Origin of the sequence: Ottowia sp. (assembly GCF_016703145.1) — a bacterium.
Taxonomy (GTDB): Bacteria; Pseudomonadota; Gammaproteobacteria; order Burkholderiales; family Burkholderiaceae_C; genus Ottowia.
In genome coordinates this window covers 1-22,927 of sequence record NZ_JADJCO010000005.1, presented here as the reverse complement: position 1 = coordinate 22,927, position 22,927 = coordinate 1, and the positions used below count along the sequence as shown (strand labels likewise).

Genomic DNA, 22,927 nt, shown 5'->3' with positions numbered 1-22,927 from the left:
CTGAAAGTTCGGAACTATCACAATAAAAATTGTGGACTCCCGAACTTCCGGAGTCAAGTACTTTTTATATCGGAACTCCGAACAAGCATGCCAACACTGGGCGAGAAGGTCCGCACATTGCGGAAAAAAGCAGGCTTGACGCTGGAACAGTTCGCCGAGCAGATCGGTGCGTCCAAGTCATCCGTATGGGAACTGGAGAACAAGGAAAAGGCCCGCCCGTCCGCCGACCGGATCAATGAGGTGGCGAAGGTCCTGGGCGTGACGCCCGAGTTCTTGATGAATGACGACGTCGCCGAGCCCTCGATCGACGTGGCCGACGAGGCCTTCTTCCGCAAGTACCAGTCGCTGGACAACGGGGTGAAGCAGCAGTTGCAGGAGATCCTCAGCGTCCTGGACAAGAAGGCCGGGTCTTGAAAGAGGGGCTTTCCCCATCGGGCGAGGCAATCAAGCTGGCGAAGCTGTGGCGCGCCGTCCACGGACTAACGTTTCCGATCAACGCCGGAGCGCTGGCGCAGGAATGGTCTAGGAACGTGGCGCCCGAGGCGCCCATTGGGGAGTTGCAAGCCCGAGAGTTGAAAGGCTTCGAGGGCGGGTTGTTCTGGCTGAAGGAGCGAAAAGTCTGGGCGTTGCTGTACCACCCGCACCCCGACCTGCCAGGACGGTCCAACTTCACCGTTGCGCACGAGTTTGGGCACTACGTCCTCCATCGCAAGCTGCAGGAGGCGTTCCAGTGCTCCCAGAGCGCGACACTGGGGATCACCGGGGCCAGGATCGAGCGCGAGGCAGACCAGTTCGCGTCGTATCTGCTCATGCCGATCGACGACTACACCCAGCAGGTGCGTGGGCGTCGGATCACTCTTGACCTCTTGGGCGAGTGCGCCGACCGTTACGGTGTCTCTCTCACGGCCGCAATCCTCAAATGGTTGGAGTTCACCGATCAGCCAGCCGTCGCCGTCATGGGACGAGAAGGGATGCTGCACTGGTGGAAGGCCAGTGGCAGCGCGAAGAAATACACGTTTGGAACGCTGCAGGAGGGCATGGAATTGCCTTTGGGCTCGCTCGCTGTGAGCCCAGACCAAGCGCTTTCCAACGCCGACTATCGCTTGGGCGTAGAGCACCCCGAAGGCGTGTGGCCCATCAGGCTGCCCGTGCGTGAGATGGTCGTGCTCTCAGACCGTTACGACATGTCTATTTCGCTGTTGATCCTCGACACACCTGGGGTGGAACATCCAGATGCGCCGGACGAAGACATGACGACAAACTTGCCTTCGTTCTAACGAGTAAGGATAGATCGCGCGAAGCCGCGATCTATCCTTACTCGTTAGGTGAGAGACTTTCTGCAGGAACCCGCGACCACCTCGCACGAGCCACATCCCATCATCGCTAGATACTGTGTCGATATATCAGCATGCTGAAGAGCATGACGTGCGCCGATTTCTCACCGTTCACATGCCCATTGGGCGACAAATGCCTGCCCATGCGCGCTCTGAAACCGACGGGATATCAGACCATATCGAATCGGTCTTGATGAGCTTGACATCACCCCTGACGCTGGCAGCGTGAGCGCCAATATCGAGCCTGCTTTTTTATCGTCGCTCGATGGGCCGGCAACCGACAATTCTTGCAGATCAACAAGACAAGGCCATCTGCGGCGGGTGCAAATGATTCCACCCGCCCCCACGTTCAGGGCATCGTCCCTGGCACTCGCCGCAGGCCATAACGACACAACAGCCCTTGGCAGGGCAAGAAAGGAGCCGGTGATGTAGCGCTTCCGAAAGGAGACGAAAGCATGCACAAGGAGCCACCACTATCAAAGGTGTTCTATCGTCCCATCGAAGCTGCCATACGGTGGGCTGGATTGCTGCGGTACAAGGCATCGATTCTCGCGTCGATCGCATCACCGCGGTGCCTGCCGCAGATGTTGGACTGCCCTCGATGGAACGAGTGTCGGCTGTACTCGGAACGCATCTACGACGGCATCCTCAACTCGGAACTGCCCTTCGGCAAGGACGGGATCACGATCAATGACCCCGAACTGGTGAGTTCACCCGATCTGACCGTCCGCCATGTCGATCTGAAGCGCTGGATGCGCACCCACTATCCCGAGCATCGGCCGGGATTCCTGTTCAGCCGTGGCGAGCGCATGGCCCATCCCTTCATCACCCTCGAAACAGGACAGGCGCTCCTGCTGGAACGGCTGGCTCTGCAGGCCGCGCTGGACCATAGCCGGCGTGAGATGCGCGAACTGCAAGCGCAGCACGAAGTCTTGCTCAAGCAGTCCGCCGTGCTCCTCGCGTCCCAGCAGTGCGCGATCAGTGATCGAGCAGAGACCACATACCTGAACATCATCGGCGGCATGCTGACGCTGATGCTGGGCCAATCGCCAGCGGGCGTGCCGTACTCCAGCTTCAAGACGCAGGAGGCCATCGTCACCGCATTGCTCGCCCACTACGGCGGCACCATGGGCATCACGGAGCGAACCTTGAACGGCAAGTTCGCCAATGCCAGGAAGAATGTGCGTAGCGCAGCCGCGTGAATTCTTCCATCTTGTATGTGCAGTCGCGGAGATTGCATTTGCAATGTTTTTCCGCAGCCATGTCTATTGAATAGAGGTCACGCCAACAAACGCCACTGAGCGTTCAGGAGTGACCGCCATGTCGCAAGCACCTGTACTGCCACCGCACGAGCGCCGCATTCTGCGGCTCGATGAAGTTGAAGCCAAGTCCGGCTTCAAACGCGCCCACATCTACAACCTGATGAAGAAGCGCCAGTTTCCACAGGCGCTGCGCCTTGGTGTGCGCGCGGTGGGCTGGGATTCGGTCGAGATCGATCAGTGGATCGCCGAACGCCTTAACAACCGCACCTGACCCGCTCCCCCCTCGGATTCCCATCGCCAAACGGAGAGCGCCATGCAGGTCGTATCCATCATTTCAACGAAAGGTGGCGTTGGCAAGACGACCACGGCCGCCAACCTCGGCGGGCTCGCCGCAGACGCGGGCCTGCGCGTGCTGTTGCTCGATCTCGACGTGCAGCCCACTTTGTCCTCCTACTACGAGCTTGCCCACCGCGCGCCTGGCGGCATCTACGAGTTGCTGGCCTTCAACGAGCGCGACCTCGGCCAGCTCATATCCCGCACCATCATCGCGGGCCTGGACCTGGTGTTGTCCAACGACCACCGGGGTGAGTTGAACACCTTGCTGCTGCACGCCCCGGATGGGCGCCTTCGGTTGCGCCACCTGCGGTCGGTGCTGGCTCCCCTCTATGACCTGGTGCTGATCGACACCCAGGGCGCGCGCTCGGTGCTGCTGGAGATGGCGGTGCTCGCCTCCAGCCTGGCGCTGTCGCCCGTGACCCCGGAAATCCTTGCGGCCCGCGAACTGCGGCGCGGCACCATGCAGTTGCTGGAGGACATCGCGCCGTACCGGCATCTGGGCATCGAGCCCCCGCCTTTGCACCTGCTCATCAATCGCGTCCATCCCGTATCCGCCAACGCTCGGCTGATCCAGAAGGCTCTGCGCGACCTGTTCCAGGACCATGCCGGCATTCGCGTGCTGGGCACAGACGTGCCGGCGATCGAGGCCTATCCGCGCGCCGCAACTCGTGGCCTGCCGGTGCATCGAGTCGAGCATCGCCAGCCACCCGGCAGAGTTGCACCTGCCGCGATTGACACGGTCCGCGCGCTCGCCAGCGAATTGTTCCCGCAGTGGCAAGACAGATTTGCCTGCGTGTCCGGCCGTCCACAACGTCCTCTTGAAACCAGGAGGCCCCATGGCGAACGCACATGAACTGGCCCGTGGCCACAAGCGACTGCGCGCCCTGATCGAGTTTGCGGTGGGCGAAGGCTGGCACGTCAAGCGCACGCCGGGCGGTCACCTCAAATTCACCAAGGCAGGCTGCGCCGCGATCTACACCAGTTCGACAGCAAGCGACCACCGGGCGGCCCTCAACGCCCGTGCGCAGATCTGCCGTGCCGAGCGCAGCAAGGCTCAGTCCCAAGCGCAGGGAAACGGCAATGACTGAGATGACCTCCCAGGACATGGCCGGCAAGCTGCTCGCTGCCGGGTTCGAGCGCAACGGCCCATCGGCCGTGGCCCTGAGTGACCCGATCGCCGACACACCCATGGTCGTGACCTTGGACCAGTTGCGCCCGTATGACCACGACCCGCGCAAGAAGCGCAATCCGGTCTACGAGGAAATCAAGGCGTCCATCCGCGAGCGCGGCCTCGACGCGGCGCCGGCCATCACGCGGCGGCCCGGTGAAGGCCACTACGTCATCCGCAACGGTGGCAACACGCGGCTGGCGATCCTGCGTGAACTCTGGGCAGAGACGAAAGACGAGCGCTTTTTCCGCATATCGTGCCTGTTCCGACCTTGGCCTGCACGCGGGGAGATTGTCGCGCTGACCGGACACCTCGCCGAGAACGAGCTGCGCGGCGGCCTGACGTTCATCGAGCGCGCCCTGGGCGTCGAGAAGGCACGCGAGTTCTATGAAGAAGAAACCAGCGCCACCCTGAGCCAGTCCGAGCTGGCCCGACGCCTGGCCGCGGACGGTTTCCCCGTCCAGCAGTCGCACATCAGCCGCATGGCCGATGCGGTACGCTACCTGCTGCCCGCGATCCCGACCGTCCTGTATGGGGGCCTCGGTCGCCACCAGGTTGAGCGACTGTCGGTCATGCGCAAGGCCAGCGAGCGCACGTGGGAGCACTACGCCAAAGGCTGCTCCTTGCCGCTGGACTTCGATAGCTTCTTTTTAGAGGTGCTGTCGCAGTTCGACGCCCAGGCCGACGAGTTCTCGCCACAGCGTGTGCAGGACGAGTTGATCGGTCAGATGTCCGAGTTGCTGGACATTGACTACGACGTGCTCGCCTTGGACCTGACCGAATCCGAGAGCCGTCATCGCGCCCTGGTCAGCGATCCAACCCCGCCTTCGGCGCCGCCGGCATTACCTGAGCCTGGGGCCACCGCACGGCCGCCGATTGAACCGGCACCGTCCCCCGCCACAGCAGCACCTTCTGCAGGCCACTCTGCGGCCGCGCCGACAAGGCCCCAGGACGATGCGGCCCCGCGTGAGGCATCCGCAGCCAGCTCTGGGGCACCGCCTGGCGATCTGCTTGCCGAGCACATCATCTCCCCGGCACCCACGACGGAGCGACTCCAGGCCATCCAGCGCATGGTCGCCGACCAGTTGGGCGATGCGCTGCCGCCCGACTTCTCGGCCAACGTACTGCAATCGATACCCGTGCAGGTCGGTGGCCTCTATCCCGTTTCGGACATCTGGCATATCGACCCTGGCCTCGACACACCCGACCGCCTGCGCATCCACATCGCGCAGTTCGCGCGCGAGATCGCGGGCGAGGCCGACCTGGACGAGTGCGTCGAGGATCGACCTGATGGCATCGGCTTCGCTTGTCGCGCCCCGACCCAGGCTTCGTCGCCACTGGGCCGCGCCGTGCTCGCGTTGCTGGTTTCCCTGGCCGGTCAGCCGCTGGCCGGCGTCGGCTTGGACAGCGGGCAACTCGTCACCGACCTGCCCGCGTTGTTGCACGGTCAGGGCCAACGTCATGACAACGGGGCCCGGCGATTGAGCGACACCGCGCTGGTCAAGCTGTTTCGTCTGCTGCGGCTGGCCCGGCGCCTGCTGGATCTGGAAGCCGGCGCTCTCGGTCCTGGGACCTGAGCGAGGGAGCCCCGCATGTCCGTACCGAACCCACTCAACCACGCCGTCATTGCGCAGGCGCTCTACGACCTGCGCAACGGGCAGCTGCGTCGCTGCAAGGCGATGGGCTTCGGCGAGGAAGATTTGGATGCGCTCAAGCATCCGGCGCTGATCAGCGTGCTGGCCAATGCCAGCGTCTCGTGGTGCTCAGTCTCCGTGAACCGGGAAGTGCTCCGGCGATTGCTCAAACAGGCGCAGGACGTGGAGAAGGAGATCGCCACCGTCGATCGCATGCTGCGCCTGGGCGCCAGCACGGAAATGGTGAGCCGTTTCTATGGGCTGACGCACCAAGAAGTCGCGCTACGGCGCGAAGTTCTCGGCCTGCCCAAACGCAAGGGGCGCCATCCGGTTCTGGACGAGGAGCAGGACACCGAGCTGTGGCGGCGCTGGAAGGCTGTGACCAGCAGCAGGAATGTCGAGCTGGAGGATGAGACCTCGGTTCTTGACGCGGCAATGGACCTCGCCGAAGGCATGGAACTGCCGCTGTCGGTGGTCTGGGCGGCGATCAAGAACTGGATCGATCAGGGATTGGGTTGAACCATGGCCATGGACGACGCTGCACCAGGAGCACCACGCCAAGGCCCCGTCGCCCTCGCCGATCTGTTCGACAGCGCGCTGAAAGACCTAGCGCCCAATCCTCGCGCACCCGCGCCGGCGCCCGCATCCGCAACGTCTCCCGCGTCCGCAACCGGCGACGGTTTCCTGTTCAGCGGCAATCGGCACGAGAGCGTGCCGCGACGGCTGTTCCTCGACCGACGCCTGACGCCGCTGGAACGCAATGCCTGGCAAGTCTTCCGGATGATGCTCAACGAGGATGGCGTCACGGCGTTTCCGACGTATGAGCAACTTCGCCCGTGGCTCGCGTCAATGCCCTGCGCCGGACAGGCCTCCCACGAGACCGTGGCACGGGCGCTGACGCTGTTGCGCCTGACGCGCTGGTTGAGTCTCGTGCGCCGCAGGCGCGACCCCAAGACCGGGCGCATCCTCGGCAACCTCTACGTCCTGCACGATGAGCCCCTGACCCCGTTCGAGGCGATGCAGCTCGACCCGGACTACTTGCAGCTCGTCAGCCAAGCCTTGGGCCATTCGGCCAAGGCCGTCCAGGTCGTGGGCTTGCACACCCTCAAGGAAATCGCCGAAGACCCGTTGTTGTCTGGCCGCACGCTGCCCTCGCGGCTGCAGGTCCTTGCCGAACGCCTCGCAAGCCAGGGCATTGGGTCGCAGGAGAGTTATCCACAGGAGGATAGGGTTCACGATTCCGAAGAAGGGGCGCCGAGCCTTCTTCGGAATTCTGATGACCCCTCTTCGGATTCCGAAGCAGGGCCGAAACCCGCGTCAGACGGCGCTCTTCGGAATCGGAAGCAGGACCGTACTGTACGTAGTCGTATCAATGAAGTACGTACTACCGCGCGTGAGCGTGGGCAGGTGGCCGCGATGCCGGGAGTTCATCTGCCCGATGGTTTCATCGGCTTGAAAGAAGAGCAACAGGCCGGCGCCATGGTGGCATTGCAGCAGGTCGACGCCCCGCTACGTCAGGCCGTGCTGGACGAATGGGTGGAGCGCTGTCGCAGCAGCACCATCCGCAACCCGGCAGGTTACCTGTTCGGCATCATCCAGCGCGCCATCCGTGGCGAGTTCAACGCCTGGGCCAAGCAAGCCGGGTCAGCACCGCCACCTGCCCCTGCACGAGATGCACCGCCTGAACCACCGCGCAATGTGGTTCCACCCGAGGTGGCCCGGCAGCACATCGACCGGCTGCGCGACCTTCTGCGCAAAGGCTGATCGCTATGAGCGGCAAGGTCATGAAGCAGACGCCTGTGGCCGTCCGTAGAGCTATCCCCAGGGGATAGATGTATGCAAGGTGTAGCGCCGACAGGCACCGCTCGGAGCTTTCGCCCACGGAACTGCAGTGGTGTCGATTCATGAGTGGTTCTCACCATCTGCGCGAGCAGCGCTCCATGGTGGTTGGTGGAGCTATCCCCAGGGGATAGCTCATGCCACAGGCCACCGTTGCCACGACAACCGGGGTCTGGTTCATTTCGGTTTGTTGACTGACTGCCTTCCGCGGCGTGCCGATCCTGACCGCTCTTCTTCCCACAGCGAGCGGTCACCATGGCAACCAACGAACCTCTGCAACTCAATCTCGGCTCTTTGCGCAGCACGATGTCGCTGACGCTTCACACCCACCACGCCTCGCGCATCTGGCATGGCCGCGCCGCCGCCGAGGGGCGACCCGGCATCGTCGGCCTGAATGGCTACATCGCAGTCATGAACAAGATGAAGCGCGGCTCGGAGCAGGATGACCCGTATAGCGACTGGTGGATGTTGCGCATCGAGGAAAAGCTCGACCAGACCAAATCCACGCTGCAATTGCTGCGCGAACAGGTGGACCAGGCACTGGCCGCCGTGCCTGCGGCATTGAGCCTGGGCGAGAACCTCAACGTGCAGCCGGTCAAACTCCCCTTGTTCGTGAACGCACAGCTCGGTTTCGCCGCCGTCTATCTCCTGGCCGACTACGACGACATCGCCCGCAAGCTGATCCTCGCCCACCACACCGCGCTGATCGATCGCTCGACATTGGAGCGCTGGCTCAACGAAGGCGCCCATGCGCTGCGCAGCCTGTTCAGCCTGGCGCAGCAGTACCGCTACTCGGGCTGCACCCGCGACGACTTCGCGGCGAAGAACGCCGCAGCACGGGCGGCGCTGGAGAAGTTTGGCGAACTGCCGCAAGAACTGTTTGAAGGCACGCGCCGCTCGAAGTTTGCGCCGCCCATCACGCGCCGTGGCCTGCAACAGCGTGGTGATAGCGCTGCCGCAGCCGCACCTGCCACCGACGAAGCCACTGCCACCGATCCGGCCGAGGCCAGCACCGGCGAGGACGAACCGGCATGAGCGACCCGAACCGCGAACCGCGCTACTTCCGTCGTCTGGAACAGCCAGCCTTCATGCGGCTGGAACACGCGGCCTCTCTAAAAGGCCTTTTAAAGCCTTTTAAAGGTAAAGGGGACTTCGAGGCCTGGGCCAGCCAGTGCTTCGCCATGCGCGACGAGTTGATTGCCCTGGCGCAGCGACAGGTGCTGCCACAGGCGTGCGGGCATCCCTTCCACCTGCTTCCCGTCGAGCTGGCCCAGCAGACCACTGGCGCAGGCACGACCTTTCTTCGCTGGCGCAAGCACGATCGATCGGCCATGGGCGTGGCGTTGTGGCAGGAGCTGATGGCGAGCCCAGCACGCCGGTCAACCTGCTGCACGACCTGCACGCGATCGAACTGCAGCGCATCACGTTGAACATGCAGATCAGCCTGCTGCACACCCTGGGCAGACAGGCGCAGGAATGCGCCAGCAAGGCCGCGCAGGCGGACGACACCCACCTGCGCCGGCTCGCGTCCATCCCTGTCGCTGTGCGCGATCGGTGATTGCGCCAGGCAACCGAGCACGCGCCAGTGTCCAGCGAGGCACGGGTATTTCAACCACCACGGAGATTGCACCATGAGCACACAATTCATCGGCGAGGGCAACATCGGCTCGCCTCCCGAGTACCGCGAATTCCCCAATGGCAACGACGATCCTCGCCGGTTGCTCCGGCTGAACGTGTACTTCGACAACCCCGTCCCCACCAAGGGCGGCGAGTTCGAGGACCGCGGCGGCTTCTGGGCACCGGTGGAACTCTGGCACCACGACGCCGATCGCTGGCAGCATCTCTACCAGAAGGGCATGCGCGTGCTGGTCGTCGGCCGCATGGAGCGCGACCCCTGGACGGACAACGAGGATCAGCCGCGCGAGACCTGGCAGGTCAACGCGCGCAGCGTCGGCATCCTGCCGTACCGCATCGAGTCCGTGGCCCTCAGCCCGAAGCCACAGGAGGCAGAGCCGAAGCCACCGGCCGCCCAGGAATCGACTGCGCCGAAAGAGACAAAGCGCAGGAAGTGACCCGACATGGAGGGTGGTTGCGGCAGTGCTTCGCCGCCCTCCATGCGCCGCGAGCTATCCCCTGGGGATAGCTCCACCAACGTCTACCGAGTTCCACGCGCTCCCGGACATCGCGGCTCCCGGCCCGCACACTTCCGGCCACGCGCCCTCCCCGCAAACGCCATTTCATCGGCGTGAAAGCGGTCGCCGCCGCATGCGGCTTGTTTGCTGCTGCCAGGGGCGGCGCTCGGCATCCTCGATCCCAGCACCTCATGAACCACGGGAATCGGATGGACGGATATGCGGCTGTTCTTGTGCGAGAAGCCCTCCCAGGGCAAAGACATTGGCCGGATTCTCGGCGCCACGCAGCGCGGTGAAGGCTGCCTCAACGGTTCCGGCGTCACGGTCACCTGGTGCATCGGCCATCTCGTAGAGGCGGCAGCACCGGAAGCCTACGACGAACAGTTGAAGCGCTGGTCCATCGAGCAGTTGCCCATCATTCCCCAGCATTGGCGGGTCGAGGTCAAACCGAAGACCGCCACGCAATTCAAGGTCGTCAAGGCTCTCCTGGCGAAGGCGACCCAACTGGTCATCGCCACCGATGCCGACCGCGAGGGTGAATTGATCGCTCGCGAAATCATCGACCTGTGCGGCTATCGCGGGCCCATCGAGCGACTCTGGCTGTCAGCCCTCAACGATGCGTCGATCCGCGCCGCCCTCGGCAAGCTGCGGCCTTCGGCCGAGACGCTGCCGATGTACTACTCGGCGCTGGCACGCTCCCGTGCGGATTGGCTCGTGGGCATGAACCTGAGCCGGCTGTTCACGGTGCTAGGGCGACAGGCGGGTTATGACGGCGTGCTGTCGGTCGGCCGCGTCCAGACCCCGACGCTCAAGCTCGTCGTGGATCGCGACCGCGAGATCGCGCGCTTCGTGTCCGTACCGTACTGGGCCATCGCCGTGTCCCTGTTCGCGGGTGGTTCGAGTTTCGCCGCGCAATGGGTTCCACCCGATGCGTGCACCGACGACGCAGGCCGCTGCCTGCAGCAGCCGGTCGCACAGCAGGCCATGCAGCAGATCCGCGCTGCGGGCAGCGCCCACGTAGTGTCGGTGGAGACTGAGCGTGTCCGCGAAGGCCCGCCGCTGCCGTTCGACCTGGGCACCTTGCAGGAGGTGTGTTCCAAGCAGCTTGGGCTGGACGTGCAGGAAACTTTGGAGATCGCCCAAGCCCTGTACGAGACGCACAAGGCCACGACGTACCCGCGCTCGGATTCCGGCTACCTGCCCGAGAGCATGTTTGCCGAAGTGCCCACCGTTCTCGACAGCGTGCTCAAGACCGATCCCTCGCTGCGCCCGATCATGGGGCGGCTCGACCGTTCGCAGCGTTCGCGCGCCTGGAACGATGGCAGGGTCACGGCTCACCACGGCATCATCCCGACGCTCGAACCGGTGAACCTCTCTGCCATGAGCGAGAAGGAACTGGCCGTGTACAGGCTCATCCGGGCGCATTACCTGGCGCAGTTCCTCCCTCACCACGAGTTCGACCGCACCATCGCCCAGCTCTCGTGCGGCGGACAGAATCTGGCGGCCACAGGCAAGCAGGTTGTCATGCCCGGCTGGCGCCAGGTGCTGGCCGAGCCGCAGTCCGAGGGCGGTGATGGCGACGGGGACACCGCGGCCCGCGCCCAGGTGCTGCCAGCGCTGCAAGAGGGCCTGGCATGCCGGGTAGCCGACGTCGATCTGAAAGCACTCAAGACGCTGCCGCCCAAACCGTACACGCAAGGCGAGCTGGTCAAGTCCATGAAAAGCGTCGCCAAGCTGGTGTCCAATCCCCGCCTGAAGCAGAAGCTCAAGGATACGGTCGGCATCGGCACCGAAGCAACGCGGGCCAACATCATCGGCGGCCTGATCACTCGCGGCTACCTCATCAAGAAGGGGCGCGCCATCCGCGCCTCGGATGCGGCCTTCACCCTGACCGATGCAGTGCCCGCAGCGATTGCCGACCCCGGCACCACCGCCGTCTGGGAACAGGCGCTCGACATGATCGAAGCCGGCCAGCTCACGCTGGACGTGTTCATCGGCAAGCAGGCCGCATGGATTTCGCAGTTGATCGCGCAGTACGGCAGCGCATCCCTGTCCATCAAGGTTCCCCAAGGACCGGCATGCCCGCAGTGCGGCGCACCCACGCGCCAGCGCAGCGGCAAGAGCGGCCCATTCTGGTCATGCAGCCGCTACCCGGACTGCAAAGGCACGCTGCCGGTCGAATCCGGCAGCTCCAAGCGCGGCCTCGCGCCCACGTCGTAATACTGGTAGCGGCCGCCAAGGCTCCTGATCGACCCCGTTCCCCGTGAGCCGTGCCCGCCTTCGGCGGCGCGGCCCGTGTCCCGCATGCCCTGCGGGACGCCCAGCGCGCAACGCCTTCTTGATCCGTGTGCGCGTCCCGCCCAGCCGTCCCCGGCCGCGGGACCTGAAGGTAGCTTCTCCGCGAGCCGCACCACGCGCGTTCTGTTGATCTGCGTTTCTTCCGCCCTCTGCGAAAGGTCTTCCGGTGGCTTGCCAGCCGGCACGAGCCACCCGGAGACCTTTCGTGGTCAGCGGTAATCGGTGCCGGTGCCCGCCGGTGCAAAAACGGGCTCCCTTTGTGCGCGGATGTGCGCCAGACGATGCCGGCCCCAGCCACGACATGGGTCGGGTGTGATTGCTTGATGAGCAGACGGTTCTAGCGACAACCGGGTCTGCCAATCAGCCCACGGGTGGTTCCTCTTTCCTCCCAAGCCGAAGGCCGCAGGGCCTTCGGCGCCTTTCTCCTGCCTATCAACGTCCCGGTCCGGCTTGACGCTGTTCCAGCCTGGCCACACGAACAGGAGAGACGACATGCACCCTCAACCTTGCGCACCGCTGCTGTACGGCAGTGTGTGCAGCGGCATCGAAGCGGTGAGCCTCGCTTGGCAGCCGCTCGGCCTCGAAGCCGCGTGGTTCGCCGAGATCGAGCCGTTCCCGAGCGCCGTACTCGCCCACCGTTACCCCCACGTGCCCAACCTGGGCGACATGACCGCGATCGCCCGTCAGGTGCGTGCCGGCACTGTGCCGGCGCCCGACATCCTGGTCGGCGGTACGCCGTGCCAGTCGTTCAGCGTTGCCGGCGCGCGCCAGGGACTGAATGACCCGCGCGGCGCCTTGACCCTTGCCTATGTGGAGCTTGCACATGCCATCGACCAAACCCGCCACCAAGACCGCCGCCCGCCGGCAACGCTCGTCTGGGAAAACGTCCCCGGCGTCCTCAACGACCGCAGCAACGCCTTCGGGCATTTCCTGGGAGCATTGGCCGGAGAAAGCCGTGCGCTCGAACCGCCAGGGAAAAAATGGGCGCACGCGGGTTGTGTGTCTGGACCCCGGCGGCGCATCGCCTGGCGCGTGCTCGACGCTCAATATTTCGGTGTCGCCCAACGCCGCAAGCGTGTGTTTCTTGTGGCAAGTGGTGGAGATGGCCTCGATCCCGTCGAAGTACTTTTTGAGCGCGCAGGCCTGCACGGGGATTCTTCTGCGGGCAGCGCGCCGTGGCAAGAAGCTGCCCCTTCTGCTGGGCCAGGCGCTGAAGCTGCAGGCGTGCACGCAGGATTTGCAGGACTGAAGCAGCCCTACGGCAAGGTCACGACGACGTTTGGATTCAGCGGAGGCATCGGCCCTGTCGATATGGCTGCCTGCCTGATGGCCGCAGGCCCCAAGCACGACATCCGCACGGAGACGTTCATGGTGCAGTCGGTCACCGGCAGCGTCACCCACACCCTCGACCCCGCCAACGGCGGCAAGGGCAGCAGCGAGGACGGTACGGGCAAGGGTGTGCCGATCATCGCCTTCACTGCCCAGGGCAGCGGCGCAGATGCCACGATGGATCTAACGCCAACGCTGCGTGCTGGCGGGCATCGCAACAGCCATGCGAACGCAGGTGTCGTGCCGGCCATCGCCTTCGCGCAAAACATCCGCGGCGAAGTGCACTTCGAGTCACGGCATGGGCAGGTGGCTTGCGTTGCTTTGCGGGGCCGGCAGCAGGGTCTTGCCACCGAACTGGGCCGCAGCGTATCGACCGCACTGCGCACCAGCGGCGGTGGCTCAGCCAAGAGTCATTTGCTGGCGCCCAACTACGAGGCGTATTTCCGGTACGACTGGAATGACCTCGGGCCGGGAGACTGGTCGCAATGGCGGGTGCGTCGGCTGATGCCAGTGGAGTGCGAGCAGTTGCAAGGCATGCCCGACAACTACACCCTGGTCCCCTATCGCGACAAGCCCGCCGCAGACGCACCGCGCTACAAGGCGATCGGCAATTCCATGGCCGTTCCGTGCGTCGCGTGGCTGGGCCAGCGGCTGGTGCAGTGCCTGAAAAAGACGGGGTCGAGCGCATCGGATTGATGCACGACGCCGCCAACCGGCCACGTCATTCTTCCTCCTGCATCGCCGACGTGTCGGCAGCAGCCAGGGTGTCCAGGCTGCCGTGGGTTTCACCCGCGCCACCCGCCAGTTCGCCCAGGCATCCACCGGCGAACGCTGCCCATCGGGGCATCGATGCCTCCTTTCTCCAACCCACGGGACGAATGCCGCGTCCCGCCAAGGGCGTGTCGTCACCCGGTCGATATCAGGACTTCCCATGGAAACCATCACCCAACAAGACCGCATCACGCTGAAGAATCTCAAGGTGGCCGATTTCGCCAGCGAGGAAACGCTGTGCTTCACCGCCACCATCGTGTTCGATGGCATTCCCATCGCCGAGGCCCGCAACGACGGGCACGGTGGCTCGACATTCGTGCGTGCGCCGCAAGGCCAGGCCGCGCTGCTGGCCCAGGCGGAGGAATTCGCCAGGAGCCTGCCGCCGGCCTCGCTCGACCTCGAACGCGAGGACGAAGAGCCGCTCCTCGTCGACATCACACTCGACTTCCTCGTCGATCAACTGGCCGATGCCATGCACACCGAGCGCAAGCTGCGCACCGCGTTCAACCGCGACGTCGGCAACAAGGTGCTGTTCATCAAGGACGGCAAGCTGCTGTTCCTCAAGGGCATCAAGCTCAAAGCCATCGCAGATCGGCCAGCGTATTTCGCATCGCTGCGCGCCCGCCAGGCCCAGCCCATCGTCATCCTCGCAGAGCTGGCACCGGACGAGGCATTCCCCCTGTGGAAGCAGCATGTGCTGGGCGACAAGCCTCGCTGACCCAGCTTCGCCTCAACCTCCTGACAGCCCCGCACTTGCTGCGGGGCTTTCTTTTTTCCGCCTTCGCCAATCGGGCTGTTGCGGATACCGATTTCCGGCTGACGCGGTTCGCCTTGCGGACGAAGCTGCCCGCATGTGTCGCTGATCCGTCAGCACCATGCCAGCAGCCAGGGTTTCCAGGCTGCCGCGGATTCTCTCCGCGCCACCCACCAGTCCGCCATCGCATCGAGTCTGCGGACGCGCGTCCCCGTGACGCCGATGCTTTTTTCTCAACCGCATGCGGGAGCTGCCATCCCGTGAGGGACAAGGCCCCCGCTTCTCCAAGGAGTCCGTCCATGTCCCAGCAAGCCTCTTTCGGCCAATCCGGTCATTTGGCCTTGATCCATTGCGGCAAGTTCTTGCCGCTCGAAGTCCTGCATAGCGCCGCCGGCCACTACATCGGCACGCGCGATACCGAAGGTCCCGTTTCGCGGGAATCCTGCCAGTACTTCCGCAGCTATGCCGCAGCGCAACGTGCCCTCGAAAGAGGCGGCTGGTCCCAGCTCGCCACACCCTGATCCAACTGGAGGAACCACGTCATGAACCAGCTTTTGCCACAGGAAGTCGTCGATCAGATCATGCGGGAAGAGCAGCACTTCGCCGCCGCGCCCCAAGCCTTCTTCGAGGCCTGGAAGCGCGGCGTCGAGATCGCAGGCCCGCAATGGTTTGGCGACGGCACGCGCGAAGGCCTGAACCAGGCCAAGAGCAAGTGGGACCTGCGTCCCGACATGCTGCGTGCCAACGACGCTCTCGGCGTCCTGAGCAGCGGAGAACGCATGTTCCTGTCCGCCATGTTCAGCTTCTACAACGCGCGCGAGGGCGGTGCCATGCTCAAGCGCTGCCACTTCCACGGGCTGTCGGACTTCGATGGTCTCGATCTGCAACGCCGCAAGGTCATTGCCGACCTGCTGGTGAACTACAGCGGTTGGTGAGCCGGTCTCCGGCATATCACCGCCTGTTCGTTCGCTACCCATGAGGGGCATGCGCCCGCCAAGCCATGTCCCTCCATTTTTCCTCCGTCAGCCAACGCCGATTGGCCTAAAACCATCGATCAGTGCCGCCTGACGCTTTTTCGACTTCAACCCACCGGGGTCCAGTTCCCGGTGGGGGGGATTGGCTCCATTATTCAATCTGGAGAAATCCCATGACCCAGAATCCCAATCTCTTTGTACGCGGCTACTGGAATCTGAAAATCGTCCGCACGTTGTCCATCAGCTACGAGGACGGAAGCCCGCATGTCTGGCGAACCATCCACGCGAGCCAACAGCACCTCTCCGACGAGGAATTGGTTTCTTCCGCCTGCATCGTCACCAGCGACTTCGCGGTGGTCAGGAATGGCACTGAATCTGTCAGCGCCGAACTGATGGCCGAATGCGATGCCACTGAAGGTGTCATCGGCGAAGGCGTAGTGGGTGCCGTGGTCTATGCCATCCATGGCGACGACCTCGACGGCCGCCCGGTCCACGTCGGTGACACCTATTCGGCCGAGGCCGCCCGGGAAGTCGTGCAGCGCTTGAGTTTCGAGACCGGCTACTACAGCCGGTGCTGGGAGATCAGCAGCGCGCACATCAGTCAGGAAACCGGCCAGTACCTCGCCAGCCTGGCAGACCTCGCCACGCCGGAAGCCTTTCTGTTCATCGCCTTCCGGGTTCCGTACAGCCCGGCGATCGGCGTCAAGCTGATCTCCACGCCCTGGACGGACAAGAACCTGGAGTATGCCGAGGGCATCAGTGCGGAGCAGCTTCGGCAGGAGCATCGGAACAAGGGTATGCCGGACGACCTGGCGAACATCCTTGAACTGGCGGGTCAGGCCGATGTGCGCATTCTCATCCTCGACGCCGACGCCCCGGCGCTGCTGGGCCTACCGCTGGCCGAGTTTTAGCAGACGCGCGACGCGCCAGTCTTCCTCTTTTTCGTTCACCCATGCCAGCCCGTCTCCCCGCCAGGAGCCGGGCTGGCCCATATCCACAGGAGCAATCCCATGTTCCCCGACCTCATTCCGCCTGCACCCGACTTCGAGCACCAGCTTGGAGCCTGCGTCAACGCCATGAGCCAGGACGACGCCATCGGCCAGATCCTGGTACTCGAGCGCATGAGCGGCACGCTGCACATGCGCCATATCGATAGCGCCGATCTGGTGGACACCGACATTGACGACTACGAAATGGTCGTGTTTGACGGTGGCAACACAAGCGGCGACACGTGGAAGCACGTGTTCTTCCCTCGTCAGCGCGAACACTACTTCGTGTACGAAGCCTGACCACTTCAGCCCCTTTCGAGGGGCTTTTTCTTGCCCGCAGTGCAGGAAAGCGGGTGTGGTGCGGTGCCGTTTCATGCGGGCGGGTCGCCCATTCCAGGGTCACGCTTATCCCCATGTTCGTCGGCGTTGCCGACACATGCCCAGGCAGCCGAGACCTTCGAGACTGCAAGTGCGGGAAACCGTGCTGGTCGTTTCTTCCTACGGACGTACCCGTCCATCCACGCCACCCACAAGGGACCTCTCCCTTGCGGGCGGGGAATCCCTTGTTTCTTCCTCAAGGAGATTCCCATGGACCGTTCCCTCATCAAAACCCTGATGCCTTCGCTTGTCGCAGGTCATGTGCCCCGCAACGTGCGGTCGTTCAAGTACCGCGTGTTCGACGATCAGCCGCAGTCCTCGACACTGGGCTTCACTATCGATCCTCAGCCCTTCGACGGCAAGGTGGTCGCGGCCAACGATGACGCCATCGTCGTCAAGCTCAAGCCCAGCGAGTTCGCGGTGCTCGATCCCAGCCTGGTCACCGCCGTTCCCAGCGAGGGCACCAAGGTGCATGTCCAACCCTACGCACGGCGCCGTTTCGACGGCCTGCGCGCGGACACGCCGGAAGAGCGCACCGAGTACACGTCGGATGGAAGACCCTACACCATCAAGACGCACATCCTCGGTTCCGCACCGGCCAAGTTGCCCATTCCCGCGCCGCAGTGCATGGAACTGGGCCAGCTCATCCAGCAGTTGGAAGAAATGCCGGCGCCCGACGGGTTCCGGCGCATCACCCACATGCTGGTCGATGCGGGTGCCCGCGACTTCACCTGGGTCGATCCCAAGCCGTCCAAGATCATCGAAACGCCTCCGGCGATCAGCTTCACGGTCTCGACCGCGAAGTTCGATGGCCAGGTGACGATCCTCTACGACCGTGGCGGCGACACCTACGTGGTGGAACTGCACCGCGGCGGTGAGCTGGTCGATCGGCACGACGAGGTGTACTTCGACATGCTCGGTGAAGTGCTGGCTCGGCTCATCGACGACAGGCGCTGGCGCCTGATCGACGTGAGCGTGATCGATGCCAAGGCCGCCCGGCAGCGCCAGGCGGTACTGGCGTGACTCCGGGAGCTGAGTCCTGGCGGCTCTTCGGCTACCGACCAGGGCGACCTGTTCGATCCCACCGAGGAGTCGATCGTCTGCTTCTGCGGCGACTGATGCGTGTACGGAAAGGCCATCGACCTCGCCACGGCTGCAACTGCTGAAGCAGACGCTGCGCGCGGTGGACAAAGGGAAGCGTCCGGCTGCCTATTGATTGCTGCCTCGCGCGCGAGCTCCGGCCATGCTGACCCCATGCCTGCTGACGTTGTCAGCGACATGCCAGGCAACCATCGGTCTTCGAGGTTGCGGCGCAGTTCCCACTGCGTGACCGAGCCAGCTCGCACCGCATCCATCCGCGAGCGGCCACCAGTCCTGGTGGTGGATGCTTTCGCCTTATCAACCCACCGCGGGGTTACGCACCTTTCCCGCATGCGTGGGCTCGGTGTGTCTCCGCTTTTCCCTATGGAGATTCACCATGAACACCACTTCCAACGAGAAATCGTATTTCGACCTCCACACCTCCGGCATCGGCTACATCCAGCGTGTCCGTGAAGTGCCCGTCAGGGGCGGCCGCCGTGCGCAGCCCTTCCTGGCATGCACCATTGCCGCACTGGTCGGCCCCGCCAGGGACCCCAGCTGCCGCTACTTCGACGTCAAGGTCTCGGGTGCCGAGGCCAAGAAGCTCGTTCAGCGCTACATCGGCGTTGACGATCCCAAGCAGCGCCCGCTGGTGCGCTTCCGCCTCGGCGACCTTTGGGGCGATGCGTACATCCGCGACAAGGGCGAGAACCAGGGCAAGGCCGCTGCGTCCCTCAAGGCGCGCCTGCTCAAGGCCGAGCTGATCGACCGCGCCGAACTTGCTTCGATCGAGCAACACGAGCTGATCACCCGCGGCATCGGCTACCTCAACCGTCCGAAGGACGTCATCCCCAAGGATGGCGATCCGTTTCTGTCTTGCTCCATCGCCGCACTGGCCGGACCTGTCGATGAACCGGAATATCGGTACTTCGACACGATCGTCGCCACCCCTGAAGCCGAGCATCTGGTTCGCCGATGCGTGCAGGCCATCGAAGGGGATCGCAAGGTGCTGATCGCCTTTCGTCTGAACGACATGAAGATCGATCCGTACATCCGCACCAAGGGCGAGCATGCCGGGGAACCGGCCGCAAGTCTGGAATCGACGCTGGTCCACATCGGTCTGATCAAGATCGACGGCACCCAGGTCTATCCGACGAGCCAGGCGAAAGCCGAGGCGCCGCCGGTGGAGGATGCACCCTCGCCCGAAGCCGATAACGCCATCGACACTGCCGCCGACGCCGTTTCCGACCAATCTGCCGAGCCCGCCGAGCGCGAGCCCGAAGGTGAAGTCGAGGAGCAGGAGCCGGCATTGGCTGCTTCGTTCTGATCCGGCACGGCCCCTCAAGGGGCCTTGCCTTTTTCCTAAACGCCCAAGGAGAACCATCATGGCAGCCACATCGGCACCTACGAGATCAGTCTTGCCCATCGTCGTCCCGGGCCAGCTCACGTTGCGGACCATCCGCGGTAAGAACGGCCCGTTCACGGTCGGTCGCCTTTCCACCCCCATCGGCGAGTTCGCGGTCAAAGACGCGGAGCTGGAGCAGTACCCCGAAGGCAAGTACGACGGGGATTTTGTCATTCGCTACATCTTCGCGAAGTCCTATCCGGTCGCGGGCGGCGCGCGGTTTGAAGTCCGCGCCAACCTCGATGGCATGACGCTCAACGGCATCGACAAACTGAGTCGTGATGAGGCCCGCAGCTTCGCCACCCAGGAAGTCGATCCACTCGATGAAGAGCTGGGGACGCAGCCTGCGGCAACGCCGGCCACGCCCGCCAAAGCGTCCAGGCACGCCAAACCTGCACCCGTGCAGGCGTCCGCTGACCCGCTGGTCGATACCACGCCCTTCGGCGTGGACGCGCCGCCACCCGCCGCCGCCGCTGCTCCTGGCAGCACTGAAGACGGCGACGCCGCGCTGTTCGGCCTGCTGTGGCCGCCGGGCGAGTCCGTGAAGCTGGATTCGACCATCGACCGCCGCACCCTGCGCGCACAAATCGCCCGCTTGGGCGAACTGGGCTACGCGCTGGACTTCAAGACGCAGGAGTGGAGCCGCCAGGCCGAACTGCAATCTGCGTGATCACAGACGCCGCACCTGCGGCGTTCTTCATCCACCCGCCGGGGTTCTCCCCTGCGGGGAGGCCTCCGGCTCAACTATTCCAGGAGGCCTCTCATGGGCTGGTATTTCTCACCCCAATCGCGGTCTGAACTGATCGCGGAACTGATCGCACCGCAAGAGACCGAGCGCGCCAGCGTCAAGGTCATCGCCCACGCGCTGCGCGGCAACGTCCTCTGGTCCGTCGCGGAAGTGACGGCCAAGGTCGAAGGCGTGCATCGTGAACTCGCACCGGGCCAATCCCTGCGCTACATCCGTTGCGATCTGCTTGAACGCAGCGGAGGCCAGTGGGGTTGCAAGCCGCTGGACGAGTCCATGCACCCGTACTACTACTCGTGCCCGCTGTCCTATCTGGACCTCGCACCGGAGCAGTCCGCCGACTGGCGTGCAGGCGTTCGCGCCTACCACGCACGGCGGCGCACACCCACGGCATCCACGGCACCCGCCGCGGCGCCGATGGCCTGAGCTTGGAGGAACCGACATGGACCTGATCCTGGCTGCGCTCTCACCCTCGCTGCTGGCACTCGTTGAAGGGAGTTTGTCCAACGACGAAGTGTCCTCCGACGAGGAAATTCTGGAGTACTTCATCAGTAGCGGCCTCACCGAGGAACAGGCACGGCAGGCACTGACCTACCGCGACCAGTACCTCAGCAACATCTACCTGGACGGCTTCACGCCGATCACTGCGGCAGACAAGGCGCTTCATTTCAATCCGCACACCCGGCAGTTCGAGCCGGACTGAGCGATTTTCTTCCACCCCCTGGGGCAGTACTTGCCCCTGGGGGCGGTGCTGTTCCCGGTTAGCCGAGGACATCACCATGACCACACACCCTTCATCCACCACGCTCTACCGCATCGACGAATGCCCGGACGTGATGACCGACGCCTGCGTCGGCGATGACCAGGGCAACCTGATCTTCCTGTCGATCTGGGCGCGGGACACCGCCATCCAGCAGTTCCTCGCTCGCCTGACCCTCGGGCGCGATGAGCAGGGACTGGACCAGTTCCACGTCATCACCGACCAAGGCGGCAGCGTCCCGGTGTTCATCGGCAACGTCGATCGCCTGGAAAAGCGCATGACACGCGCCTACCGGCGAACGCTGTTCGGTTCGCTGTCCAACGTGTGGCTGTTCGACCGGCGCTGCGTCAAGCCCGACAAGGCCAACGCCAGCGCACTGGCATTGCTGCCACGCGACAGCGCCCACCGGCTCGACCGCCTGTGGACGCTGGTGCGGGACACATGCCCGCTGCCACTGCTCGATCGCTGGCGCGAGACCGTGCTGGAACTGCTGCAAACCCGCGAGATGCTGGCCCGTCTTCCGTTCGCCCTCGGGCCATTGGAAGGCCATCGGCTCGCCATCGACGTGCCGGCGCTGACCCTGGCGCTGGGCTCCCTGATCCGCAGTGACGTGCTCACCGCCTATCCCTATCCGGCCAAGATTTGGACGCCGGAAGCGGTAGCGGCTTGACCCACCCTCGGAGGCACGCCTTGGCGTGCTTCCGCCATTCCTTCCCGCCAACCAGGAGACTTCCATGGCCCTCATGTTCCCGCGGCTCGCCCGCAATTTCGTGAAGAACGGGTACTTCCCCACGGACGAACCCACGCTCGAAAGAGCCCTCAACGCACTGATGCCCAGCGACGGGACTATGTGCATCCTCGATCCCTGCGCCGGCGAAGGCGTGGCGATCGCCGAAGCTGCCCATGCCCTCGGGCGCGAGCAGGCCAAAGCGTTCGCCGTCGAGTTCGACGCGGAGCGGGCGCGCCATGCCCGCGGCCTGGTCAATCACTGCCTGCACGCGGACCTGATGGACACGATGGTCTCCAAACAGTCCTTCGGTCTGCTCTGGCTCAACCCACCTTATGGTGACCTGTCCAAGGACGCCAACGGCAACATCGGCTACCAGGGCCAAGGCCGTGCCCGTCTCGAAAAGCTGTTCTATCAGCGCAGCCTGTCGCTGTTGCAGTACGGCGGCGTGCTGGTCTTCATCGTCCCCGGCTACGTGCTCGACGCGGAGTTGGTCGGCTGGCTGACGCGCCACTGCGCCGACCTGCGGATCTACCGAGCGGTGGAGACGCAGTTCAAGCAGGTGGTGATCTTCGGCCGGCGGGTGCGCCAGCGCGAGCAGGCCTCGGATGGCGTCAAGGCCGTGCGCAATCTGCTGCTACAGGTCGGGCAAGGTGAAGTCGAAACCGAGGAACTGCCGAGCGAATGGCCGTTCCTGCCGTACATCGTCCCCACCAGCCTGGCCGAGCCGGAGCATTTCTTCCGCGTGACGATGGAGCCGGAGCAGTTCGCCGACGAGGTTGGCAGGCTGCAAGGCCTCTGGCCGTCGCTGGACACGCACCTGGGGGCCGCGCAGCAGTCGCTGCGTCCGCCGGCGCGGGCCTTGTCCCACTGGCATCTCGCCCTGGCTCTGGCCGCGGGTGCGATTTCCGGCGTGGTGCGCTCCAAGACCGGGCGTCTGCTCGTCGTCAAAGGTGACACCCACAAGGACAAGACGCTCCAGCGGGAATTCACCGAGCGCGAAGACGGCTCG

Annotated in this window: 25 protein-coding genes and 2 pseudogenes; 26 read left to right on the top strand and 1 reads right to left on the bottom strand. The window is 64.3% G+C overall.

The features are described 5' to 3' along the window. Positions 1–87 precede the first annotated feature (87 nt). From IPG65_RS13170 to IPG65_RS13105, 14 genes and pseudogenes are all read left to right on the top strand, one after another. Positions 88–414, top strand: coding sequence for a helix-turn-helix transcriptional regulator (locus IPG65_RS13170; protein ID WP_066113304.1), 327 nt, complete (start codon positions 88–90; stop codon positions 412–414). Beyond that, entirely contained in the window at positions 411–1,277 is an 867-nt protein-coding gene (locus IPG65_RS13165) for an ImmA/IrrE family metallo-endopeptidase (RefSeq protein WP_066113306.1), read from the top strand. The genes IPG65_RS13170 and IPG65_RS13165 overlap by 4 nt, the downstream gene beginning before the upstream one ends. A 512-nt stretch (positions 1,278–1,789) precedes the next feature. Beyond that, on the top strand, positions 1,790–2,536 hold the full coding sequence (locus IPG65_RS13160) for a hypothetical protein (RefSeq protein ID WP_066113308.1): 747 nt from the start codon (positions 1,790–1,792) through the stop codon (positions 2,534–2,536). Positions 2,537–2,654: 118 nt separating this feature from the next. Then, a complete protein-coding gene (locus tag IPG65_RS13155) occupies positions 2,655–2,867 on the top strand; it encodes an AlpA family transcriptional regulator (RefSeq protein WP_293190286.1) in 213 nt (70 codons plus the stop codon). A gap of 42 nt (positions 2,868–2,909) precedes the next feature. After that, on the top strand, positions 2,910–3,785 hold the full coding sequence (locus IPG65_RS13150; protein ID WP_293190284.1) for a ParA family protein: 876 nt from the start codon (positions 2,910–2,912) through the stop codon (positions 3,783–3,785). Then, positions 3,769–4,020 (top strand): hypothetical protein, encoded by a 252-nt coding sequence (locus IPG65_RS13145; RefSeq protein ID WP_066113312.1) that lies wholly within the window; start codon positions 3,769–3,771, stop codon positions 4,018–4,020. The genes IPG65_RS13150 and IPG65_RS13145 overlap by 17 nt, the downstream gene beginning before the upstream one ends. After that, positions 4,013–5,677 carry a ParB family protein gene (locus IPG65_RS13140; protein ID WP_293190280.1) on the top strand — a complete coding sequence of 555 codons (1,665 nt, stop codon included), beginning with the start codon at positions 4,013–4,015 and terminating at the stop codon, positions 5,675–5,677. The genes IPG65_RS13145 and IPG65_RS13140 overlap by 8 nt, the downstream gene beginning before the upstream one ends. A 15-nt stretch (positions 5,678–5,692) precedes the next feature. After that, complete coding sequence (locus tag IPG65_RS13135; protein WP_293190278.1) at positions 5,693–6,253, top strand: DUF2857 domain-containing protein; 561 nt, start codon at positions 5,693–5,695, stop codon at positions 6,251–6,253. A gap of 3 nt (positions 6,254–6,256) precedes the next feature. Next, the gene (locus tag IPG65_RS13130; protein WP_293190276.1) at positions 6,257–7,498 is read left to right on the top strand and encodes an STY4528 family pathogenicity island replication protein; all 1,242 of its coding nucleotides are present in this window, start codon (positions 6,257–6,259) and stop codon (positions 7,496–7,498) included. Between the two features lie 330 nt (positions 7,499–7,828). Continuing rightward, positions 7,829–8,608 (top strand): PFL_4669 family integrating conjugative element protein, encoded by a 780-nt coding sequence (locus IPG65_RS13125; protein WP_293190274.1) that lies wholly within the window; start codon positions 7,829–7,831, stop codon positions 8,606–8,608. After that, positions 8,605–9,131, top strand: a pseudogene (locus IPG65_RS13120) (DUF3158 family protein). The gene IPG65_RS13125 and the pseudogene IPG65_RS13120 overlap by 4 nt, the downstream one beginning before the upstream one ends. Before the next feature lie 73 nt (positions 9,132–9,204). Next, on the top strand, positions 9,205–9,645 hold the full coding sequence (locus tag IPG65_RS13115; RefSeq protein WP_066115657.1) for a single-stranded DNA-binding protein: 441 nt from the start codon (positions 9,205–9,207) through the stop codon (positions 9,643–9,645). Positions 9,646–9,924: 279 nt separating this feature from the next. Continuing rightward, positions 9,925–11,953 (top strand): annotated as a pseudogene (locus IPG65_RS13110) (DNA topoisomerase III). A gap of 542 nt (positions 11,954–12,495) precedes the next feature. Beyond that, positions 12,496–14,028, top strand: coding sequence for a DNA cytosine methyltransferase (locus IPG65_RS13105; protein WP_293190269.1), 1,533 nt, complete (start codon positions 12,496–12,498; stop codon positions 14,026–14,028). Positions 14,029–14,053: 25 nt separating this feature from the next. On the opposite strand, the gene IPG65_RS13100 is transcribed toward IPG65_RS13105, so the two are convergent. Beyond that, positions 14,054–14,179 (bottom strand): hypothetical protein, encoded by a 126-nt coding sequence (locus IPG65_RS13100; protein ID WP_265411265.1) that lies wholly within the window; start codon positions 14,177–14,179, stop codon positions 14,054–14,056. An 84-nt stretch (positions 14,180–14,263) separates the two neighbouring features. On the opposite strand from IPG65_RS13100, the gene IPG65_RS13095 reads away from it, so the two are divergent. The 12 genes from IPG65_RS13095 to IPG65_RS13040 form a co-directional block, all read left to right on the top strand. Beyond that, positions 14,264–14,821: a hypothetical protein gene (locus IPG65_RS13095; RefSeq protein ID WP_066113446.1), complete on the top strand. Its 558-nt coding sequence runs from the start codon at positions 14,264–14,266 to the stop codon at positions 14,819–14,821. 335 nt (positions 14,822–15,156) lie between these two features. After that, positions 15,157–15,378: a hypothetical protein gene (locus IPG65_RS13090; RefSeq protein ID WP_066113444.1), complete on the top strand. Its 222-nt coding sequence runs from the start codon at positions 15,157–15,159 to the stop codon at positions 15,376–15,378. Positions 15,379–15,399: 21 nt separating this feature from the next. Further along, positions 15,400–15,792, top strand: a complete 393-nt coding sequence (locus IPG65_RS13085; protein WP_066113442.1) for a hypothetical protein — start codon at positions 15,400–15,402, stop codon at positions 15,790–15,792. A 212-nt stretch (positions 15,793–16,004) separates the two neighbouring features. Next, positions 16,005–16,742 (top strand): ABC transporter substrate-binding protein, encoded by a 738-nt coding sequence (locus IPG65_RS13080; protein ID WP_066113440.1) that lies wholly within the window; start codon positions 16,005–16,007, stop codon positions 16,740–16,742. A 99-nt stretch (positions 16,743–16,841) separates the two neighbouring features. Next, complete coding sequence (locus IPG65_RS13075; protein ID WP_066113438.1) at positions 16,842–17,120, top strand: uridylate kinase; 279 nt, start codon at positions 16,842–16,844, stop codon at positions 17,118–17,120. Positions 17,121–17,408: 288 nt separating this feature from the next. Next, positions 17,409–18,221: a GTPase gene (locus tag IPG65_RS13070; RefSeq protein WP_066123222.1), complete on the top strand. Its 813-nt coding sequence runs from the start codon at positions 17,409–17,411 to the stop codon at positions 18,219–18,221. A gap of 454 nt (positions 18,222–18,675) precedes the next feature. Beyond that, positions 18,676–19,605, top strand: a complete 930-nt coding sequence (locus IPG65_RS13065) for a DUF3577 domain-containing protein (protein ID WP_293190259.1) — start codon at positions 18,676–18,678, stop codon at positions 19,603–19,605. 58 nt (positions 19,606–19,663) lie between these two features. Beyond that, complete coding sequence (locus tag IPG65_RS13060) at positions 19,664–20,353, top strand: DUF3275 family protein (protein ID WP_293190257.1); 690 nt, start codon at positions 19,664–19,666, stop codon at positions 20,351–20,353. A 93-nt stretch (positions 20,354–20,446) separates the two neighbouring features. Next, positions 20,447–20,854: a hypothetical protein gene (locus IPG65_RS13055; protein WP_180883343.1), complete on the top strand. Its 408-nt coding sequence runs from the start codon at positions 20,447–20,449 to the stop codon at positions 20,852–20,854. A gap of 16 nt (positions 20,855–20,870) precedes the next feature. Further along, positions 20,871–21,131 carry a hypothetical protein gene (locus IPG65_RS13050; protein ID WP_066123019.1) on the top strand — a complete coding sequence of 87 codons (261 nt, stop codon included), beginning with the start codon at positions 20,871–20,873 and terminating at the stop codon, positions 21,129–21,131. A gap of 76 nt (positions 21,132–21,207) precedes the next feature. Further along, positions 21,208–21,858, top strand: a complete 651-nt coding sequence (locus IPG65_RS13045) for a hypothetical protein (RefSeq protein WP_293190252.1) — start codon at positions 21,208–21,210, stop codon at positions 21,856–21,858. A gap of 25 nt (positions 21,859–21,883) precedes the next feature. Continuing rightward, positions 21,884–22,927 (top strand): DUF6094 domain-containing protein (locus IPG65_RS13040; protein WP_293190250.1); only part of this gene is annotated, 1,044 nt, incomplete at its 3' end.

Bases quoted from the DNA above. Each gene is read 5' to 3' on its own strand.
- IPG65_RS13170 (WP_066113304.1), top strand. From the start codon at position 88: ATGCCAACACTGGGCGAGAAGGTCCGCACATTGCGGAAAAAAGCAGGC.
- IPG65_RS13160 (WP_066113308.1), top strand. From the start codon at position 1,790: ATGCACAAGGAGCCACCACTATCAAAGGTGTTCTATCGTCCCATCGAA.
- IPG65_RS13155 (WP_293190286.1), top strand. From the start codon at position 2,655: ATGTCGCAAGCACCTGTACTGCCACCGCACGAGCGCCGCATTCTGCGG.
- IPG65_RS13150 (WP_293190284.1), top strand. From the start codon at position 2,910: ATGCAGGTCGTATCCATCATTTCAACGAAAGGTGGCGTTGGCAAGACG.
- IPG65_RS13145 (WP_066113312.1), top strand. From the start codon at position 3,769: ATGGCGAACGCACATGAACTGGCCCGTGGCCACAAGCGACTGCGCGCC.
- IPG65_RS13140 (WP_293190280.1), top strand. From the start codon at position 4,013: ATGACTGAGATGACCTCCCAGGACATGGCCGGCAAGCTGCTCGCTGCC.
- IPG65_RS13135 (WP_293190278.1), top strand. From the start codon at position 5,693: ATGTCCGTACCGAACCCACTCAACCACGCCGTCATTGCGCAGGCGCTC.
- IPG65_RS13130 (WP_293190276.1), top strand. From the start codon at position 6,257: ATGGCCATGGACGACGCTGCACCAGGAGCACCACGCCAAGGCCCCGTC.
- IPG65_RS13125 (WP_293190274.1), top strand. From the start codon at position 7,829: ATGGCAACCAACGAACCTCTGCAACTCAATCTCGGCTCTTTGCGCAGC.
- IPG65_RS13115 (WP_066115657.1), top strand. From the start codon at position 9,205: ATGAGCACACAATTCATCGGCGAGGGCAACATCGGCTCGCCTCCCGAG.
- IPG65_RS13105 (WP_293190269.1), top strand. From the start codon at position 12,496: ATGCACCCTCAACCTTGCGCACCGCTGCTGTACGGCAGTGTGTGCAGC.
- IPG65_RS13100 (WP_265411265.1), bottom strand. From the start codon at position 14,179: ATGCCCCGATGGGCAGCGTTCGCCGGTGGATGCCTGGGCGAACTGGCG.
- IPG65_RS13095 (WP_066113446.1), top strand. From the start codon at position 14,264: ATGGAAACCATCACCCAACAAGACCGCATCACGCTGAAGAATCTCAAG.
- IPG65_RS13090 (WP_066113444.1), top strand. From the start codon at position 15,157: ATGTCCCAGCAAGCCTCTTTCGGCCAATCCGGTCATTTGGCCTTGATC.
- IPG65_RS13085 (WP_066113442.1), top strand. From the start codon at position 15,400: ATGAACCAGCTTTTGCCACAGGAAGTCGTCGATCAGATCATGCGGGAA.
- IPG65_RS13080 (WP_066113440.1), top strand. From the start codon at position 16,005: ATGACCCAGAATCCCAATCTCTTTGTACGCGGCTACTGGAATCTGAAA.
- IPG65_RS13075 (WP_066113438.1), top strand. From the start codon at position 16,842: ATGTTCCCCGACCTCATTCCGCCTGCACCCGACTTCGAGCACCAGCTT.
- IPG65_RS13070 (WP_066123222.1), top strand. From the start codon at position 17,409: ATGGACCGTTCCCTCATCAAAACCCTGATGCCTTCGCTTGTCGCAGGT.
- IPG65_RS13065 (WP_293190259.1), top strand. From the start codon at position 18,676: ATGAACACCACTTCCAACGAGAAATCGTATTTCGACCTCCACACCTCC.
- IPG65_RS13060 (WP_293190257.1), top strand. From the start codon at position 19,664: ATGGCAGCCACATCGGCACCTACGAGATCAGTCTTGCCCATCGTCGTC.
- IPG65_RS13055 (WP_180883343.1), top strand. From the start codon at position 20,447: ATGGGCTGGTATTTCTCACCCCAATCGCGGTCTGAACTGATCGCGGAA.
- IPG65_RS13050 (WP_066123019.1), top strand. From the start codon at position 20,871: ATGGACCTGATCCTGGCTGCGCTCTCACCCTCGCTGCTGGCACTCGTT.
- IPG65_RS13045 (WP_293190252.1), top strand. From the start codon at position 21,208: ATGACCACACACCCTTCATCCACCACGCTCTACCGCATCGACGAATGC.